Source organism: Chryseobacterium sp. 2TAF14 (assembly GCF_052115105.1).
In the GTDB taxonomy this organism is placed as follows: Bacteria; Bacteroidota; Bacteroidia; order Flavobacteriales; family Weeksellaceae; genus Chryseobacterium.
In genome coordinates, this window is record NZ_JBFRGA010000017.1 from 19,976 (window position 1) to 37,819 (window position 17,844).

The following is a 17,844-nucleotide window of genomic DNA, read 5'->3' on the forward strand; positions in this document are numbered from 1 at the left end:
TTATTTATTTTTATTTTCTAAAGCTTCAATTCTCTTCTGTTGCTCTTTAATCAATTTATTCTGCTCAATGGTATAAAGAGTAAGTTCCTCAATCTTTTGCAAAAGTTTAATCTGAAATTCACCCACATTTACCCCTTCTTTTTCCATTTGTTTTGCTGATGCAATTTCAGGTAAGTGCTTTTTCTCTTTAATGTGCTTTTCAACATCTTCTAATTTTGGAAGATCATACGATTCTTCAAAAACAAAATCGGCAGTTGGGGTAAGCGTAACTTTGATTTCTTTGGCTTCAAGTTTTGCATCAATCCTCATATTATCAGAGAAAGAAGATTTACCTTTTACGTCTAGTTTGTATTGCGGTGAAGAAGTCCCTATACCAACATTCCCATTGTCTATAGAAGCAAAATTTGAAGTTTGAGCATTGATTTCAAATGAGCCTAGATATGTGCCTTTTTGCAAATTATACATTGGGTCGTTGATTGATACAGTACTTAAGCTTTGGCCAGCAGCATCGTGATAAGAGCCTGTATTAGAGATAACTGTTGCGTTTACATAATAATATTGTAGCCCACCTCTTAAATAAACAATTATATCATTATTGGCTTGTGCGCAAACTACTCTTCCTAAGAAAGATATTACTTGTGTGCCACTTCCTGATTCTTGACCAGAGGTGAAATTGTTTACACTTAAGTTATTTCCATTTGCTCCCCAACCATTACCAATTCCTGTTATGGACACAATACCATGTGCGCTCCACATGACATTTTCATGGATTGAAGGACGAGAAATAAAAAATGTTCTGTTCCCTCCATCTGAAGTTACAGATCTAAAAACAACAGGTACGTATTGATCTGGGGTTCCTGATGCAGTAAAGAATTGAGCAGAAAATTGCTGCATTATTAAGATAAACATTAAAAGGGGTAATTTTTTCATAGTTAAATTTTAGTTTTTATTAATTTTAGATTCTAATTCTTTTATTCTTTTGTTTTGTTCAATCGTATAAAGAGTAAGCTCTTCAATCTTCTGCAAAAGCTTAATCTGAAACTCGCCAACATTTACCCCTTCTTTTTCCATCTGTTTTGCTGAAGCGATTTCAGGTAAGTGCTTTTTCTCTTTAATATGTTTTTCAACATCTTCTAATTTTGGAAGATCATACGATTCTTCAAAAACAAAATCTGCAGTTGGAGTAAGGGTTACTTTTATTTCTTTGGCTTCGAATTTTCCTTGTAAAGAGGCATTCCCGCTCGTTGCAATGTGAAATTTAGGAGTTGATTCTCCGCCGGTAAATATTCTAAAGCCACTAAATCCAGCCATCCAAAGTTCTGCTCCTCCGTTAACTTGAGGAGACAGTATTCCATACTGAGGCATATTTACAGGTGAAGTAAGTGTTGGTACATTAGAAGATGTTACGGGGAACCTAGTATCATCTTGAAAGCTAAGTGCTGATAATCCCTGAGCGTAAATATCTCCATTTACAGAAAGTTTTCTTGTTGGGTTTTCAATTCCAATACCAACATTACCATTAGTAGCTAATCTCATAAGCCCTCCTGCAGACGAAAATCTAATGTCTCCTCCGGTTCCCGTTAAATTAATTCCTCCATACCACTTAATATYTAACCCTCGGAAGCCATTAGCAAATACTTTGCTTGATATATGATAATGTTCTTGCTCTGGCAAGTTACCGTCTACATCTATGTCGTAAAAATTTTTAAAGAAAAAATTGTTATTTGGGCTATATTGAGCTCTCATAGAGATCATTGAAAAGACGAAAAGTGATGTAATTAAGATTTTTTTCATTGTTTTAAAATTTTAGTTTTTATTGTTTTTTATAAATGTATTTTTAAATAGAATATATCCTTTTTTAGCATCGCAGTATATCTGCGTTGATGTAAATGATTAATAGATAATAAAGTGTCTGAAGAACAACGAAAGCATATTTAATTGAAATTAAATATCAGCTTTTGGTTTCGAATTAAGGTGGAATATCTTTATAGCATAAAGATATGGCAAGATGTAATTTTTTTTCATTAAATGTTGTTTTTTTTGTTTGACGAAAATTCTTAAATCAACTTTACGTGATTAACAAATATAACAAAATTTTTAATGTAATGTTTTTTTTTAGATGTGAACTTTAGTTTATATAATCATTCGCACTCAATCCATTCAATCTCAGCTTATATTTCCAGTTTACATAAGCAAAAACCTGATACAATTTATACTCAAATTTAATTCCGTATTCTTCTCTTGGATCATAGTCTATGGAAGATTCAATGACATTACGATATCTGCCGGAATTGAAATAAGAATTCCACTCGTTGACCAAAATTGTATTTCTACTTTTTAAATTAGCTTCGGTATATTGATTCTTGGGTTTTGCAATGGCATTCATAAAATAATCAAACTGGGTGTCAATTACAATAAGATCCCATTCTCCATCATCATTTTTCGAAGGTTTCATCGAAGAATCCTCCTTTTCATTTTTAGGATTATTCTGTGCAAATGAATATAACGGAACAAGAATAAAGAGTAATCTTATGATTAAATTTTTCATAATGAATGATTTATACTAAAAAAGCACTCCAAATAGAGTGCCTTTGTTTTATTTTTTGACGTATTCTTTCTGAAGAACCGATACAGCCGGAAAGTGATCGCTGTAACCTCCGGTAAACCTATCGCCATCCCAGGAACGAAGCGGGTAACCTTTCCATTGTCCTTCTTTATTAACCAAATAAGACGGAGCGTAGATTTCTGCCTTAAAAATACTGTAAGTAGGAGTAAGCTTTTCTTTTGAATATAAATTCTGAGAAACGATAATCTGATCAAATAAGTTAGGAGCATCTCTGTATGCTAAAGAAGCAACCCCTGCTTTATATAATTTGTACATTAAATTATAATAAGGCGTTTTATCAGACAAATCTTCAGGGCTTTCTACTGCGCCAAGGTGCTTTTTCAAACTCGGGCTCACAGGATCATCGTTGTAATCACCCATTGAAATTAGCTTAATTCCAGGATGTTCTTTAGATAATTTATCCATTTCAGCTTTCAAAACTGCTGCAGCGGCATTTCTTCTCGGCTGTGAAGCAGCTTCACCACCACTTCTTGAAGGCCAGTGATTCATAAAAACTGCAATTTTTTCACCATCCAAAAGACCGATTGCCACCAAAACATCTCTTGTGTATTGTCTTTTTCCGTCTTCGTTGTAGACTTTTATTTCTTTTGTATAAGAATCTTGAACGACAAATCTGTTTTTCTGATAAATGATAGCAATGTCAATACCTCTTGCGTCGTAAGAATTGTAGTGTACAATTCCATAATTGCTTTTTGCTAAAACAGGTTGCTTAATAAGATCCTCAATTACTTGTCTGTTTTCTACCTCAATAAGACCGCAGATTGCTGGGTTATCGTTAGTATATTGTCTTCCAAGCTCAGAAATTACTTTTGCTTCGTTGGCCAATTTTTGGTTGTAGTATTTTGTACCCCATCTTTTTGGGCTGTTTGCCGTAAAATCGGTTGATAAAATCTGATGGCGGATCACTTTTTTTCCTACTAAAAGCTCATTGCTCCATTCTCCTTTATAATCTTCTGTCGTTTCTAAAAATTTTAAAGAATCTATAGGTACGCTTCTGTGGAATTTAGGATTAGAAAAAGGAAGGGTTCCGTCAATATAATCTGCGGATGCGATCGTATCCCAAAGGTTTTCTACATTCAGGAAAGCCACGGCAGCTCTTTTAACCTGTTTCTGGGAAAAACCAAAATTAAAACACAATACCGCAAAAATGATAAGATATTTTTTCATGTTTTTTTTATATTCAAAAAATTGAGGGGTTAAAATTACAACTTTTAAAATCATTTAAAGATTAAATTTATCTTAAGAAGCATTTTTGATTTAAATCATAATCACGACTTTTTATTGAGAGTATTATTAAGTGTTAAGAATAATTAATAGAATAAAGTGCAGAAAATGTTTTAGTTAATGAAAATAATCCTAAATTTGTTGCCCCTTAAATAAAGAAGGTGTAAAAAACTAAGTTATTATGATTAAAAAACTATCCCTAATCTCTTTGTTTACACTATTACCTGCATCCTATTACTATGCGCAAACTACTGTTTATGCGTATGTTAAAGGTCAGGATGGTAAACCGGTAGAGAGAGCAGAGGTTGATCTTGAACAATCTGTTGATGATGTAACTGCAGACAAAATCGGTTACTTCCAGTTTGTAGATTTAAAGCCAGGACATTATCTTATTACAGTTACAAAACCAAATTATGAATCTAAAATTTTAGAGTTTGATGTAGCTGCCGGTGAGAAAAGAAAAGACTTAGGTGTTATTGTACTAAACAATAGTCAGGGAAGTGATGCCGGAGTTGTTGTGATTGATGATTCTGCTACCGATACCGAAGACGGAGGTTCTGCAATGCAGCCTACAGTAGGACTTTTGAGTTCAGGTAGAGATGCATTTCAAAATGTTTCTGCTTTTGAGTTGGGAGCATATTGGTTTAGACCAAGAGGGGTAGATAACCGTTTTGAAGATGTAGTTTTTAACGGTGTTTCGATGTCTAAAAATGACGACGGTAGAATCGACTTCAACAACTGGGGCGGTTTGAATGACGTAACAAGATATCCTTACGAAAATGTAGATAATATTACACCTTCAGAATATACTTTTGGTAATTTAGGTGGTGTTGTATATTATAATACAAGAGCTTCTTCTTACAGAAAGCAAACTTCTTTAGCTTATTCATTTACCAACAGAAGTTACCTACACAGAGCGATGGCAACTTACTCTTCAGGAATGACTAAAAATGGTTGGGCATTTACCGTTTCTGCAAGCAGAAGATGGGGAGATCGGGCAATTCTTGACGGAGTTTATCAAGATGCATATGCATATTTTGCATCAGTTGAGAAAAAATTCAGCGAAAGACACTCTATCAACTTTACCGGTTTTGGTTCTCCTACATACAGAGCATCAAACTCGCCAAACACTCAGGAGGTTTATGACATCATGGGTAAAAACTATAACTCATACTGGGGATGGCAAGATGGTGAAAAGAGAAATTCAAGAATCAGAAAAGTATTCGAACCGATGTTTATGCTTACCGATTATTTAAAAATTGGTAAAAATTCAAACTGGACCAATACGGTTTCTTACCAGATTGGTAGCGATGCAAGAAGCAGACTAGACTGGTTCCACGCAGCAGATCCTAACCCTACATATTATAGAAAATTACCAAGTTATGGTCTTTTGACAGCTGACGAATTCAGAGCGCAGTCACAAATCGACTGGAACAGTCTTTATCAGGCAAACTACCTTAACAATCAAAATATGGATGGCTCTAAAAGAGGCGCCGTTTATACCATTGTAGAAGATGTAAACAGAGATAAAACTTTCAATTTTGCGTCACACTTTGATACAAGATTAAAAGAAAACTGGAAATTAAATATCAATTTTAATTATCAGAATTTAAATTCAGACAACTTCAGAAGAATCAAAGATTTATTGGGAGCAAATTATGCTAATAATCTTAATGCATTCAACAACGATGTGCAGTACAATACTGATGATCCAAACACGCAGGTCGGAGTAGGAGACAGAACGCAGTATTCTTATAAGCTTTTAAAAGACCACTATTCATTAAATGTTTCTACAGAAGTAGATTTCAACAAATTTAATATTGTAGCCTCTATTTTCAGCTCTTACTCAGAATCTCAGAGAGATGGTGATTTCAGAAACGGAATTTTGGCTTTCAAAGATAATTCCAAAGGGAAAAGTGCAATTTATGATGCTTTGGACGCTGGTTTGAAAGGTAAAGTTACTTATAAGATCAACGGTAAAAACTTCATTGTTTATAACGGTGCATTCTTTAGCTTGGCTCCAACATTGAATGAATTGTATATCAACCCGAGAGCTGTAGATTATTTAACTCCGGGAGTTAAAAACCAGATCATCAACTCTAATGATTTGAGCTACATTATGAGAGGTCAGATTCTTAAGCTAAGAATTTCGGGTTATTACACTACCATCAGCAATTCTACTGAAATTTCTAGATATTATGCAGCGGTAAGTAATGAAACAGGTTCTGTTAATACTCTGATTAATGAAGCAATGACTGGTGTTGATAAAAAATACATCGGTGCAGAATTAGGTTTTGATGTGAAAATTACACCAACATTAAATGCGACCGGTGTTGCAAGTATTGGTGAATATAAATATACAAACCGTCCTGATGTATATTCTTTTGATGACTTAAATGACTTTAGAAGCTACGGAAAAGCAAACATCCAGGATTACAAAGTTGCAGGTACACCTCAGAAAGCATTTTCTTTTGGTTTAAAATACAATTCACCTAAATATTGGTGGATTGGTGCATCAGCAAATTATCTGATGGATCAGTATCTTGATTTTTCTGCTCTGAATAAAACGGCAGTTATGTATACAAATCCTGCAACGAACGATCCTTATGAAGGTGTTACTCCGGAACTTATTCAGCAACTGACAAGACAGACAAAATTTGATGATCAGTTTATGTTGAATGCTAATGCCGGAAAATCTTTCAGAATTGGCGAATACAGATTAGGTATAAGTGTATCAGTAAACAATATTCTGAACAACAGAAATTATGTTACAGGAGGATTTGAGCAAGGTAGATTGGCTAACTTCCCGGATGTTCTTGAGGAATCTCAAAGACAAACACCATATTTCGGGCCAAAACTTTGGTATGACAGAGGAACTACTTTCTTTACAAATGTTTATTTAAGATTCTAATACAAAGTAATAATGAAAAAATATAATTCAATTTTAAAATATATTTTCGTATTGATCGCAGCGCTGTTAATTACAGGTTGTGTGCACGACGATAAATACGATGAACCCAATCTTGGCGATTATCAGTGTAGAACAGCAAGTTATTATACCAATTCTCAGAATGGTTATGAAAAATGGACATTGGCTCAGCTAAAAATGCAAACACAAAGTGTTGCAATTACAAAAAAAGCTTATGTTGAGGCTTATGTATCTTCCTCTGATGAAACAGGAAATATTTATAAGACTCTTTATATACAAGATAATCCTGAAAACCCAACTGAAGGACTTACAGTGAGCTTAGATGCAGTAAGTTTATATACAAAGTTTCCACAAGGTTCTAAAGTATATATTGATGTGCAAGGTCTTGCAATTACTACTTATGGAGGTGTGAAGCAATTGGGTAAAATAACTCCTGCAGGAACTCGAGTGCCTGAAAAAGAGGTTAATATGCATGTCTTCAGAGATTGCCAGATAAGAGCTGAGATTAAACCTAAAGTTATGACATTAACTGAAATGGTTACAGCCAATGATAATTTGATCGGGTGTTTAATTCAGATTAACAATGTGGAATTTGACGGAAGAGCGCTGTGTACACCTTATGCACCAAATTCTGTAACTGTAGATAAAACAATTGGAGAAGGTTGGGATAGTGCTTCTAATAAATATTTGAAAACGGCTGTTGTGAGAAACAGTGGTTACGCTTCTTTTGCAAATCAAATAATTCCGGGAGGTAAAGGATCTATGGTTGCTATATTCAGCAAGTATAATTCTACTTACCAGATGTATATCAACAGACTTGAAGATGTTGATATGGAAACGCACAAAAACAGCGCAGGACAAATTGACTCTTACCCTCGTTTAGATGGAGTTCAGTCAAATCCTTGTCAATTTAGCGCAACAGGATTGACAGTGAAAACTATTGCTGATGTTAAACAATTAAATACTTCGGCAAACTGGACTCAGATTACAGGAGATTTCTATGTGAAAGCTCAAGTTACTGCCAATGATGCTACTGGAAATCTTTATAAATACGTCTATGTAGAAGATGCAACAGGAGGTCTGAGAATCAATATGAATAAATCAGATTTATTCTTAGATAATCGTTTCAGATTAGGAAAAGATGTTTATATAAAGCTTAAAGGACTTTACTTAAGAAATGTAAATGACGAAATTCAGCTAGGTGGATTATTCAAAAATACGAGTGGAGTTGAGCAGTTTGGGCAAATCGAAGAACCGCAACTTTACAAACATTTCTTTGATACCAATACTGTAGCTCGTGCTGTTGCTCCTACTGAGAGATCAATCTCTTCACTTACCACAGCAGATGTTGGCAGATGGGTCAAATTTAAAGATTTACAGTTTATTGATGGAGATTTAGGTAAAACTTACGCAAGTGGTACTGCCCAAACAAACAGAACTCTTGAAGATTGTGCTGGTAACAAGATTATTCTTAGAACAAGCGGTCAGGCTGATTTTGGAACTTCAGATAACCCCAAAAAAGCAAGTGCAACAGAAATTGAAGGTGGAAAAGGAGATGTTTACGCCATCGTAAGTATTTTTAATGGAACTTATCAGCTTTGGATTACGAAATTGAGTGATGTTGATCTTGATGACCCAAGATGTGACGGTTCTGTTTATACACCACTTCCGGTATTATATAAAGATGATTTTGCAGCAGGAGGTTTCAGTACAGATTGGACGACAGAAAACGTAACTGGAACTCAGGTTTGGGCTACTTCTAATCAAGGTAACGGAACAAATTATTATGCTGTTGTGAATGGAGTATTAAATAATACGAACGAAGATTGGTTGATTTCTAAATCAATAAGTTTAGTAGGAAAAACCAAAGCTGCTGTAAGCTTTACATCTGATGTAAGATATTCAGGACCTGCTCTTCAGGTTTACGCTACAGAAAACTATACAGGAAATCCTTCTACAACTACTTGGGTTGTTTTACCAGCATTATTAGATACAAATACTGCAGGGTTTGGCGACTGGGTAAGCTCAGGAAATGTAGATTTATCAGCATTCTTAGGGAAAAACGTAAGAATTGCATTTAAATATACATCAACACCTTCTGCGGCGGCAACGTGGGAAATTGATGACTTCAAAATTAAAGGTCAGTAATTAATTCGCTGATTTGATTAGATTTATAAAGAATCTGTCTCATTATTGAGGCAGATTCTTTTTTATTTTATATTAAATTGATAATAATTATGTTTTTAATCTTTAACGCAAAGCTCATTTTTAAATTATATTAATTAAAGAAAGCCAAGAATTATCAATAAATTGATTTTATTAAGCATACATTGTTTTCAAACTTAATCAGCGACTTGTCGCAATCCTTTGCTCTCTTGGAATAAAAAAATGATTCAAATCTTTGCGTTAAAAAAAATAGAGTACATCTTAATCAAAAAAAATACAAATAGATATTTTTACTTAAAACAGGCTTTATTCGGCATCAATTCTTAAATTTGTTGTTATGAATTATTTGGAAGCTTTAAGCAGAAGATATTCTGTGAAAAAATTCAACCCTGAAATGATTATGCCGCACAATATCCTTCTCAACATTCTTGAGTCCGGAAAACTGGCGGCAAGCTCTTTGGGACTTCAGCCGTATAAAATCTTTGTAGTCGAAAGCCGCGAGATGAAAGAGAAGCTGGTAAAGGCTTTCTACAATCCTTCACAAATTTCTACCTGTTCGCATCTTGTTATTTTGGTCTCCAAAAAAAATATTGAAGAACCTTATTTAGACGGATATTTTAAGCATATTTCTGAAGTGCGCGATCAGTCTGTGGAAAGTTTAGATTTATTCAGGAAAAGTATTACCGGTCATTTTGGAAGACAGGAACATGATGATATTTTAAACTGGGCAGAAAAGCAATCCTATATTGTTTTAGCCAATTTAATGTATGCTGCAGCGATCGAAAATGTTGATACCTGTCCTATGGAAGGATTCAGACAAGATATTATTGAAGAAATTTTGAATGTAGATTCTGAAAAAGAAAAAGTAACCGTTACTTTGGCTTTGGGGTACAGATCTGAAGAAGACGAGTTTCAGCACATGAAAAAAGTAAGAAAACCGAACGAAAAATTGTTTAAATTTATTTAATCATTTAGACAATTGTCTTAAAGCAAGAATATGATAAAAGCGGATGTATTAGTAATTGGTTCCGGGATTTCCGGACTTTCTTATGCCATAAAAGTTTCAGAACAGCTTCCCGATTCCAAAATAATCATTGTAACAAAATCAGACGAAGACGAGAGCAATACCAAATACGCTCAGGGAGGTTTGGCGGTTGTTACCGATTCTAAAAACGATAATTTCGAAAAACACATCGAAGATACCATGAGAGCCGGAGACGGCGAAAACAAACGTGATGTTGTAGAAATGGTGGTAAGAGAAGCTCCCGCAAGATTTAACGAAATTGTAGAATGGGGTGCTAATTTCGATATGAAAAATGGCGAATTTGCTTTAGGAAGAGAAGGCGGTCACACCGAAAACAGGATTGTACATCACAAAGATATCACCGGTTTTGAAATTGAAAGAGCTTTACTTCAAACGGCTAAAAACAGCCCGAATATAGAAATTCTCGATCATCATTACGTAATCGACATCATTACCCAACATCATATTCCCGGAAAAGAATTGAATGAAGGCGAAATCAATTGCTATGGAGCCTATATTTTAGATGAAAAATCAAAATCAATAAAAAAAATTACCTCGAAAATTGCGTTGGTTGCTACCGGTGGAGCAGGGCACGTTTATAAAAACACCACCAATCCTACCATTGCAACCGGTGACGGAATCGCTTTCGTAGCCCGTGCAAAAGGAAAGGTGACCAATATGCAGTATTACCAGTTCCATCCTACTGCTTTGTACAGCAAGATTGACGGAATGTTGTTTTTGATTTCTGAAGCCGTTCGTGGTGACGGTGCAAAACTCAGAACCAAAAAAGGCGAAAAGTTTATGCAAAAATATGATGAAAGGGAAGAATTGGCTTCCAGAGACATCGTTGCAAGAGCAATTGACGCCGAAATGAAAATCACGGGTGATGAATATGTCGGTTTAGACTGCCGCGAGATGAATCAGGAAAAATTTTTAGAACATTTTCCTAATATTTATAAAAAATGCAAAAGCGAAGGTATAGATCCTTTCACCCGGCTTATTCCTGTAGTTCCTGCATGTCATTATCTGATGGGAGGAATTGATATTGATAAAGACGGGCAGTCTTCCATCAACAATTTGTTTGCTGTAGGAGAATGTACCAATTCCGGACTTCACGGAGCCAACAGGTTAGCTTCCAATTCATTGTTGGAAGGTTTGGTTTTTGGGCATAATGCAGCGATAAAAACGGTAGAATTATTAAAAGAAAATAATTTTAATTTTGATGATTTAAAAGCCGTTCCGGAATGGAATGAAGAAGGAATGAAGATTATTGACGAAATGGTGATTGTTTCTTATCTAAGAAAACAGCTTCAGGAAATGATGAGCAACCTGGTAGGAATTGTAAGAAGCAACAACAGACTGAAAATGGCATTGCAGAAGCATGCAGAAATTGCTGCTGCGGTTGACGAGATTTATCATTACTCTATTCTCTCGCCCCAACTTTCAGAATTGAGAAACCTTACTACAGTTGCACATCTTATCATTACGCAATCAATGGAAATGACACAAAATAAAGGTGCATTTTATAATAAAGATTTAGTTCAGGCATAAAAATCAAAAAATGCTGGAGAAAAACAATGAACAATATACCCGCTGGATTTTAGATTTAAAACAAAAAATTCAGCAAAGTCAAATTAAAGCGGCAATTCAGGTGAATTCTGCTTTGATAGAAATGTATTGGGATTTGGGAAAAGAAATCACTGAAAGAAATTTTGAAAATACATATGGTTCAGGTTTTTTTTCACAGCTAAGTAAAGATTTACAAAAAGAATTTTCGGAGATAAAAGGATTTTCTGAAAGCAATTTAAAATATTGTAATCGATTTTATCTCTTTTACAATCAACACGATACAAATCGTTACCAACTTGGTGACGATTTCAAAAATGAGGACAATCAAATTCGTCAACAGCTTGTTGACGATTTCAAAAATGATATTTTTCTTATTCCGTGGGGACATCATGTTACGCTGATGACAAAGTGCAAAACATCAAATGAAGCTCATTTTTACATTAAAAAAACAATAGAAAACGGGTGGAGCAGAGCGGTTTTGCTTAATATAAGAAAGAGAGCTGGAAAATACATTGATTGAAAATATTTCTAAATTCTTGATCGAACTCGGAAGCGGATTTGCATTTGTAGGTAAACAAGTTGAAATATCTGTAGGTAACCAATCTTATTTTATCGATTTGCTTTTTTATCATATTAAATTAAAAAGATACGTTGTCATAGAACTTAAAACCGGACATTTTGAACCCGAATTTGCTGGTAAATTAAACTTCTATGTAACTGCAGTCGATAAACAGTTGAGAGATGAAAACGACAATGCGACAGTAGGAATGATTATTTGCAAAGACAAAAATGAAATTGTTGCAGAATATTCCCTTACCGATTTGCATAAGCCTTTAGGAATTTCTTCTTACGAGCTTAAAAAAATATTACCCGAAAATTTAAAATCACATCTTCCTTCAATAGAAGAAGTTGAAAACGAATTAAAAAAATTACAACAATAGATATCTACATATGAAAAGACCAGGCTACGCTACAGATAAAGTTTTAAAGCAATTCATAAAAAATGCTTTAGAAGAAGATATTCAGGATGGAGATCACTCTACGTTGTCTACCATTCCTAAAGACCTTCAGCAAAGCGCAAAACTTCTGGTAAAAGAAAATTGTATTTTGGCAGGTGTTGAATTAGCCGAAATTATTTTTAAAACTTTCGATAAAAATTTAGTTGTTGAAAATTATATCAAAGACGGTGAGGTTGCAAAAGTAGGAGATATTGCATTCATTGTTACCGGAAGCGCAAGATCAATACTTTCAACCGAAAGATTGGTTCTCAATTGTATGCAGAGAATGAGCGGTATCGCTACATTAACTCACGATTGGGATTCTAGATTGGTTGGTACAAAAACAAAACTTTTAGACACCAGAAAAACCACACCCAACTTCAGGGTTTGTGAAAAATGGGCAGTTGCTATTGGTGGCGGAACCAACCACAGGTATGGCTTATATGATATGATTATGTTAAAAGACAACCATATAGATTATAACGGCAGTATTACCAATGCTGTGAAAATGGCTAAAGATTACATTAAAAAATCTAAGAAAAAACTCAAGATAGAAGTTGAAACCAGAAATCTGGAAGAAGTACAAGAAGCTATTGATGCAAAAGTTGACAGAATCATGCTCGATAATATGGATGTTGCAACAATGAAAAAAGCGGTAAAGCTTATTGATGGATCATGTGAAAGCGAAGCTTCCGGAGGTATCACAAGAGATCAGCTGAAAGAAATTGCTACCACAGGTGTTACCTTTATCTCTGTAGGAGCGCTTACTCATTCGGCAGAAAATATCGATTTAAGTTTAAAAGCTGTTATGTAAAGCATTATATTTTTAATAAAAACAAACCTATTTTGTTAAAAATTAAATAATATGATTTTTTTCACCCGAAAATTCAAAATTTGTATTTTATACTGAAAACCAGCGTGTTAAGCTTTGTTAAGAATAGTTAAAAATTAACATTCAGTTAATAATGGTTAAAATTTATTTGCCGAATTTTGCATAAAATTTAATTCTAACTATTACTTACGATTATGAAATTAATCAACAAATCGATGCTAACTGTGTTAATCACGCTTTCTACTGCAAGTGTGTATTATGCACAAGAAACTCAAGACTCGGTAAAAACCAAGTCTAAAGACATTGAGGAAGTTATTTTACAAGGTGTAACCGATATCGCAAAAGATAGAAAAACACCAGTTGCTGCATCTACTATAAAAGCAGCGCAAATCATCGAAAGATTAGGAAATCAGGAGCTTACTGAGATTTTAAACACTACGCCATCTGTGTATGCTACAAAATCTGGTGGAGGTTTTGGTGACGGAGGTATTACCATGAGAGGTTTCGAATCTAGAAACATCGCTGTAATGGTAAACGGTATGCCGGTAAATGACATGGAAGGTGGATCTGTTTATTTTTCTAACTGGACCGGTCTTGCTGATGTAACGAGTACTGTGCAAACACAAAGAGGTTTAGGATCTTCAAAATTAGCAATTGCATCTGTTGGAGGTACTATTAACTACCTTACCCGTTCTGCAGACATGAAAAGAGGAGGTGCTGTAAGACTTGGAGTTGGAAATGATGATTATCTAAAAACTTCTTTTGCATACAACACTGGTAAAAGTGATAAAGGATGGTCTTCATCATTCTTAATGAGCAGAATTTCTGGAGGTACATATATTGAAAACACAGATTTTGAAGCATACGCTTATTATTTTGCTTTAGGTTGGGAGCCTAATAAAAAACATAATTTCCAGTTCACATTGACTTCTGCTCCGCAATGGCACGATCAAAGAACGTTTGCTCCTACAATCGCGAACTATATCAGATATAATCCTGACAATGACGGTAGCCCATACAGACAATACAACTCTGATTTCGGATATAAAACCGGAGCTGATGGCGAGAGATATTCTATCGCAAACAGATCAAACTATTATGCAAAACCAGTGATGATGTTAAACTGGGACTGGACGATGAGCGAAAAATCAAAGTTGAGTACTGTTTTATACATGTCTAATGGTAGAGGTGGTGGAACCGGAGATTTGGGAAGAGTAAACAACCAGACATTAGTAAATAATTTTACAGATAATACAGGACATTTTAACTACGACGCAGTATTTGCTGCTAATGCTGCTGTAAATCCATATGCTGCTAATGCTGCAAACGGCGGAACGCTTATCAGAAGAGCAAGTATTAACTCTCACAACTGGTATGGTATTTTGGCTAACTTCCAACATAAAATAAATGATAATTGGAATTTCTCAGTAGGAACTGATGATAGATATTACTATGGATATCATTATCAGGTAGTATCAGATCTTTATGGAGCTACTGGTTATAAAGAAGGTGGTAATGCAAATGTTGCTCCTTATGTAGTGAACAAAGTTTTTGATTACAAAAAACTATCATGGAATCCTTTCGGAGGATCTACAGCACCTCTAGGTGAGCAAGTAGGATATAGCAATGACGGAGAAGTTCTTTGGTATAGCGGTTTTGCACAAGTAGAATATTCTAATGATGCATTATCTGCATTTTTACAAGGTTCAGTTTCAAACCAAAGCTATCAAAGAATTGACAATTTCGTTAAAGACGGGAGTACTTTGAAAGGACAGATTGTTAATACAAAAACAGGATTCAAAGATCTTATAGGATATAACGTAAAAGGGGGAGCTAACTATAATATTAACGATTATCACAATGTATTTGCTAATATCGGATATTATAGCAAGCAACCATTCCTTAACACAGTTTATCCAAACAACCAACAGTTACTTAATCCGAACCTTACCAATGAAAAAATCTTCTCTGCGGAAATTGGCTACGGTTTCAGATCTCCAAAATTAAGTGCTAATGTTAACTTATACAGAACTGAATGGAAAGACAGATGGTTGAGAAGATCAAACGTTCAGTTCCAAGTTCCAGATGCATCAAGCCCAACAGGAAATACTATTGTAAACGGATACACAGAAATCAACGGAATTACTCAGTTGCATATGGGTGTAGAATTCGATGCGGTTTATAAGCCATTCCCATTCTTAGACATCAACGCAATGTTCTCTTTAGGAGACTATACTTACAAAGGAAATGCATCAGGTACTAACTTTGATGACAATAATAATCCTATTGACGGTGCTGCTAATACAACTTTATACCTTGATGGTGTAAAAGTAGGAGGAAGTAGCAATAACAGTATTCCTCAACTTACATCTTCTTTGGGCGCTACAATTAAACCAGTGAAAGACCTGAATGTTTACGGAACTTGGAGATATGTAGGGAAAATCTATTCTACAATAGATGCTCAAACATTTACTACCGAAGCTAACCAAGCAAGAGGAACGCTTAAATTACCAGATTTTAACCTTCTTGATGTAGGTGCTTCTTACAAAATCAGATTGAGAAATAATGACCAGTATTTTACAGTTGGATTTAATATCTATAACTTGTTAGATACTACTTATATTTCTGATGGAGCAACAAATATCTTCGGAAGTGATGTAATCACAGCAAACAATGACCCTGACAAAGGTAAAACTTATGAGCAGGCAGGTAGAATGTACGATGGTATTGCAACTGCTAACAGAGTATTCTTCGGATTCGGAAGAACTTGGGCAGCCAATCTATCTTTCAACTTCTAATAAATTCAAATTTATTACATATCAAAATCCCGGCTTTATCGCTGGGATTTTTTTATATTTGTAGACTTAAAAAAATAGAAAAAAATAGAATATGGATCTTTACAAAATTTTACTGAGCGCGCACAAAGGATTTGGGTATCTGGAGCTTGCATTAACCTCTTTATTTATCATCGCTCTCCTTACAGTAATGTTCGGATATAGCGGTAAAGTAAATAAATTCCTGAAAAAAATCACCCTTTTTACAATGATCTTCTTTCATGTACAATTTACAATTGGAATTGTAATGTTGGTGATAAATTTTACAAAAGGTTTGGATATGGGAGCAGTAATGAAAAATGCTGATTTAAGATTTCAGTATGTAGAGCATCCGTTTTCTATGTTAATTGCTGCAGTTTTGATGACCATCATCAACAAAAAAGTAAAATCTAATGATACCATTTCTTTAGGAATTGTGATCATGGGATTGATTGCAGTAGGTTTATTTGCATTCGCATTTCCATGGACAAGAGTCTTTGGAGCTTAATTATATATTAATTTAAAATTTTTTAATCAAACAATGAAAGTAGCTGTAGTAGGTTCAACAGGAATGGTTGGACAAGTGATGCTTAAAGTTCTCGAAGAGAGAAATTTCCCTGTAACAGAATTAATTCCGGTAGCTTCGGAAAGATCTATTGGTAAACAGGTGAAGTATAAACAGGTAGATTATACTATCGTAAGCATCGACGACGCTATAGCTGCCAAACCAGATAGGGTCCGTTGAATAAAAAATATGATTTAAAAAGAGTTATTGTTTCTACATATCAGTCTGTAACAGGAACCGGAAAAGCTGCTGTAGATCAGTTAAACGGGGAAATAAACGGCGAAGATTCTGTTGTTAAAGTTTACCCTTACCAGATCTTCAAAAATGCATTGCCACACTGTGATGTATTTGCGGATGACGATTACACAAAAGAAGAAATTAAATTGATGAAAGAACCTAAGAAAATTTTAGGTGATGATACATTTAATTTAACAGCAACCGCAGTAAGAGTTCCCGTTCAGGGAGGTCACTCTGAAAGTGTAAACATCGAGTTTGAAAACGAATTTGAGCTTGATGAGGTAAGAAAAATCTTATCTGAAACTCCGGGAGTAATTGTAATGGATAACGTAAAGAACAACGAATATCCGATGCCGCTTTATTCGGAAGGAAAAGATGAAGTTTTCGTAGGAAGGATCAGAAGAGATCTCTCGCAGCCGAAAACGCTCAACCTCTGGATTGTAGCAGACAATCTGCGAAAAGGTGCTGCAACAAACGCAGTACAGATTGCAGAATACTTGGTAGAAAACAACTTAGTATAACCTAACAAAAAAGAAAAGAGTCTCCAAAAGAGATTCTTTTTTTTATCGAATAATTTTTTGGTTATCAGGAATTTGTTATTAGATGTTAGATTTAATAAGTCTTAAAGAACGAATCTAAACTTTTTCATCAAATATGTAACTTATGGTGATTAACTTTAAAGAGTCCTGAAAGGACGATTTAACAAAGGATAGGATGAAATCCTATTAAACTGAATAAATATCTCAGATATTTACCTTAAAAATTCTTAAATCTTAAAAGACCTTAATGGTTCAAAAATTTTTCAAAGAAAATAATGGTAACAAAGAAAATAAATAAAGATAAAATAGGTTTCCAGAAGCT

Annotated in this window: 13 protein-coding genes and 1 pseudogene; 10 read left to right on the plus strand and 4 right to left on the minus strand. The window is 34.6% G+C overall.

The genetic code is table 11. The annotated features are described in order from the left end of the window. The 4 genes from AB4Y90_RS03760 to AB4Y90_RS03775 all read right to left on the minus strand — a co-directional run bounded on the left by AB4Y90_RS03760 (position 1) and on the right by AB4Y90_RS03775 (position 3,793). On the minus strand, positions 1-930 hold the full coding sequence (locus AB4Y90_RS03760) for a hypothetical protein (protein ID WP_441556065.1): 930 nt from the start codon (positions 928-930) through the stop codon (positions 1-3). A gap of 9 nt (positions 931-939) precedes the next feature. Next, a complete protein-coding gene (locus AB4Y90_RS03765; RefSeq protein ID WP_441556066.1) occupies positions 940-1,794 on the minus strand; it encodes a hypothetical protein in 855 nt (284 codons plus the stop codon). Positions 1,795-2,128: 334 nt separating this feature from the next. Beyond that, positions 2,129-2,548 carry a DUF6146 family protein gene (locus AB4Y90_RS03770; protein ID WP_441556068.1) on the minus strand — a complete coding sequence of 140 codons (420 nt, stop codon included), beginning with the start codon at positions 2,546-2,548 and terminating at the stop codon, positions 2,129-2,131. 48 nt (positions 2,549-2,596) lie between these two features. Then, positions 2,597-3,793 carry an endonuclease/exonuclease/phosphatase family protein gene (locus tag AB4Y90_RS03775; protein ID WP_441556069.1) on the minus strand — a complete coding sequence of 399 codons (1,197 nt, stop codon included), beginning with the start codon at positions 3,791-3,793 and terminating at the stop codon, positions 2,597-2,599. 265 nt (positions 3,794-4,058) lie between these two features. Here AB4Y90_RS03775 and AB4Y90_RS03780 point away from each other — a divergent pair, with 265 nt between their 5' ends. The 10 genes and pseudogenes from AB4Y90_RS03780 (at position 4,059) to AB4Y90_RS03825 (ending at position 17,504) form a co-directional block, all read left to right on the plus strand. Then, on the plus strand, positions 4,059-6,761 hold the full coding sequence (locus AB4Y90_RS03780; RefSeq protein WP_441556070.1) for a carboxypeptidase regulatory-like domain-containing protein: 2,703 nt from the start codon (positions 4,059-4,061) through the stop codon (positions 6,759-6,761). A 12-nt stretch (positions 6,762-6,773) separates the two neighbouring features. Then, on the plus strand, positions 6,774-8,927 hold the full coding sequence (locus AB4Y90_RS03785) for a DUF5689 domain-containing protein (RefSeq protein WP_441556071.1): 2,154 nt from the start codon (positions 6,774-6,776) through the stop codon (positions 8,925-8,927). 355 nt (positions 8,928-9,282) lie between these two features. After that, positions 9,283-9,912 carry an NAD(P)H-dependent oxidoreductase gene (locus AB4Y90_RS03790; RefSeq protein WP_441556072.1) on the plus strand — a complete coding sequence of 210 codons (630 nt, stop codon included), beginning with the start codon at positions 9,283-9,285 and terminating at the stop codon, positions 9,910-9,912. 30 nt (positions 9,913-9,942) lie between these two features. Continuing rightward, positions 9,943-11,520, plus strand: coding sequence for an L-aspartate oxidase (gene nadB / locus AB4Y90_RS03795; RefSeq protein ID WP_441556073.1), 1,578 nt, complete (start codon positions 9,943-9,945; stop codon positions 11,518-11,520). Positions 11,521-11,530: 10 nt separating this feature from the next. Then, the gene (locus AB4Y90_RS03800; RefSeq protein WP_441556074.1) at positions 11,531-12,058 is read left to right on the plus strand and encodes a DUF1016 N-terminal domain-containing protein; all 528 of its coding nucleotides are present in this window, start codon (positions 11,531-11,533) and stop codon (positions 12,056-12,058) included. After that, positions 12,051-12,479 (plus strand): PDDEXK nuclease domain-containing protein, encoded by a 429-nt coding sequence (locus AB4Y90_RS03805; protein WP_441556075.1) that lies wholly within the window; start codon positions 12,051-12,053, stop codon positions 12,477-12,479. The genes AB4Y90_RS03800 and AB4Y90_RS03805 overlap by 8 nt, the downstream gene beginning before the upstream one ends. Positions 12,480-12,489: 10 nt before the next feature. Further along, a complete protein-coding gene (gene nadC, locus AB4Y90_RS03810; RefSeq protein WP_441556077.1) occupies positions 12,490-13,350 on the plus strand; it encodes a carboxylating nicotinate-nucleotide diphosphorylase in 861 nt (286 codons plus the stop codon). Between the two features lie 212 nt (positions 13,351-13,562). Next, positions 13,563-16,166: a TonB-dependent receptor gene (locus AB4Y90_RS03815; RefSeq protein WP_441556078.1), complete on the plus strand. Its 2,604-nt coding sequence runs from the start codon at positions 13,563-13,565 to the stop codon at positions 16,164-16,166. Positions 16,167-16,257: 91 nt separating this feature from the next. Beyond that, positions 16,258-16,689 carry a hypothetical protein gene (locus AB4Y90_RS03820; RefSeq protein WP_441556080.1) on the plus strand — a complete coding sequence of 144 codons (432 nt, stop codon included), beginning with the start codon at positions 16,258-16,260 and terminating at the stop codon, positions 16,687-16,689. A gap of 33 nt (positions 16,690-16,722) precedes the next feature. Further along, a pseudogene (locus AB4Y90_RS03825) lies at positions 16,723-17,504 on the plus strand (aspartate-semialdehyde dehydrogenase). The last annotated feature ends 340 nt before the right edge of the window (positions 17,505-17,844 follow it).

Bases quoted from the DNA above. Each gene is read 5' to 3' on its own strand.
- AB4Y90_RS03760 (WP_441556065.1), bottom strand. From the start codon at position 930: ATGAAAAAATTACCCCTTTTAATGTTTATCTTAATAATGCAGCAATTT.
- AB4Y90_RS03770 (WP_441556068.1), bottom strand. From the start codon at position 2,548: ATGAAAAATTTAATCATAAGATTACTCTTTATTCTTGTTCCGTTATAT.
- AB4Y90_RS03775 (WP_441556069.1), bottom strand. From the start codon at position 3,793: ATGAAAAAATATCTTATCATTTTTGCGGTATTGTGTTTTAATTTTGGT.
- AB4Y90_RS03785 (WP_441556071.1), top strand. From the start codon at position 6,774: ATGAAAAAATATAATTCAATTTTAAAATATATTTTCGTATTGATCGCA.
- AB4Y90_RS03790 (WP_441556072.1), top strand. From the start codon at position 9,283: ATGAATTATTTGGAAGCTTTAAGCAGAAGATATTCTGTGAAAAAATTC.
- nadB (WP_441556073.1), top strand. From the start codon at position 9,943: ATGATAAAAGCGGATGTATTAGTAATTGGTTCCGGGATTTCCGGACTT.
- AB4Y90_RS03800 (WP_441556074.1), top strand. From the start codon at position 11,531: ATGCTGGAGAAAAACAATGAACAATATACCCGCTGGATTTTAGATTTA.
- nadC (WP_441556077.1), top strand. From the start codon at position 12,490: ATGAAAAGACCAGGCTACGCTACAGATAAAGTTTTAAAGCAATTCATA.
- AB4Y90_RS03815 (WP_441556078.1), top strand. From the start codon at position 13,563: ATGAAATTAATCAACAAATCGATGCTAACTGTGTTAATCACGCTTTCT.
- AB4Y90_RS03820 (WP_441556080.1), top strand. From the start codon at position 16,258: ATGGATCTTTACAAAATTTTACTGAGCGCGCACAAAGGATTTGGGTAT.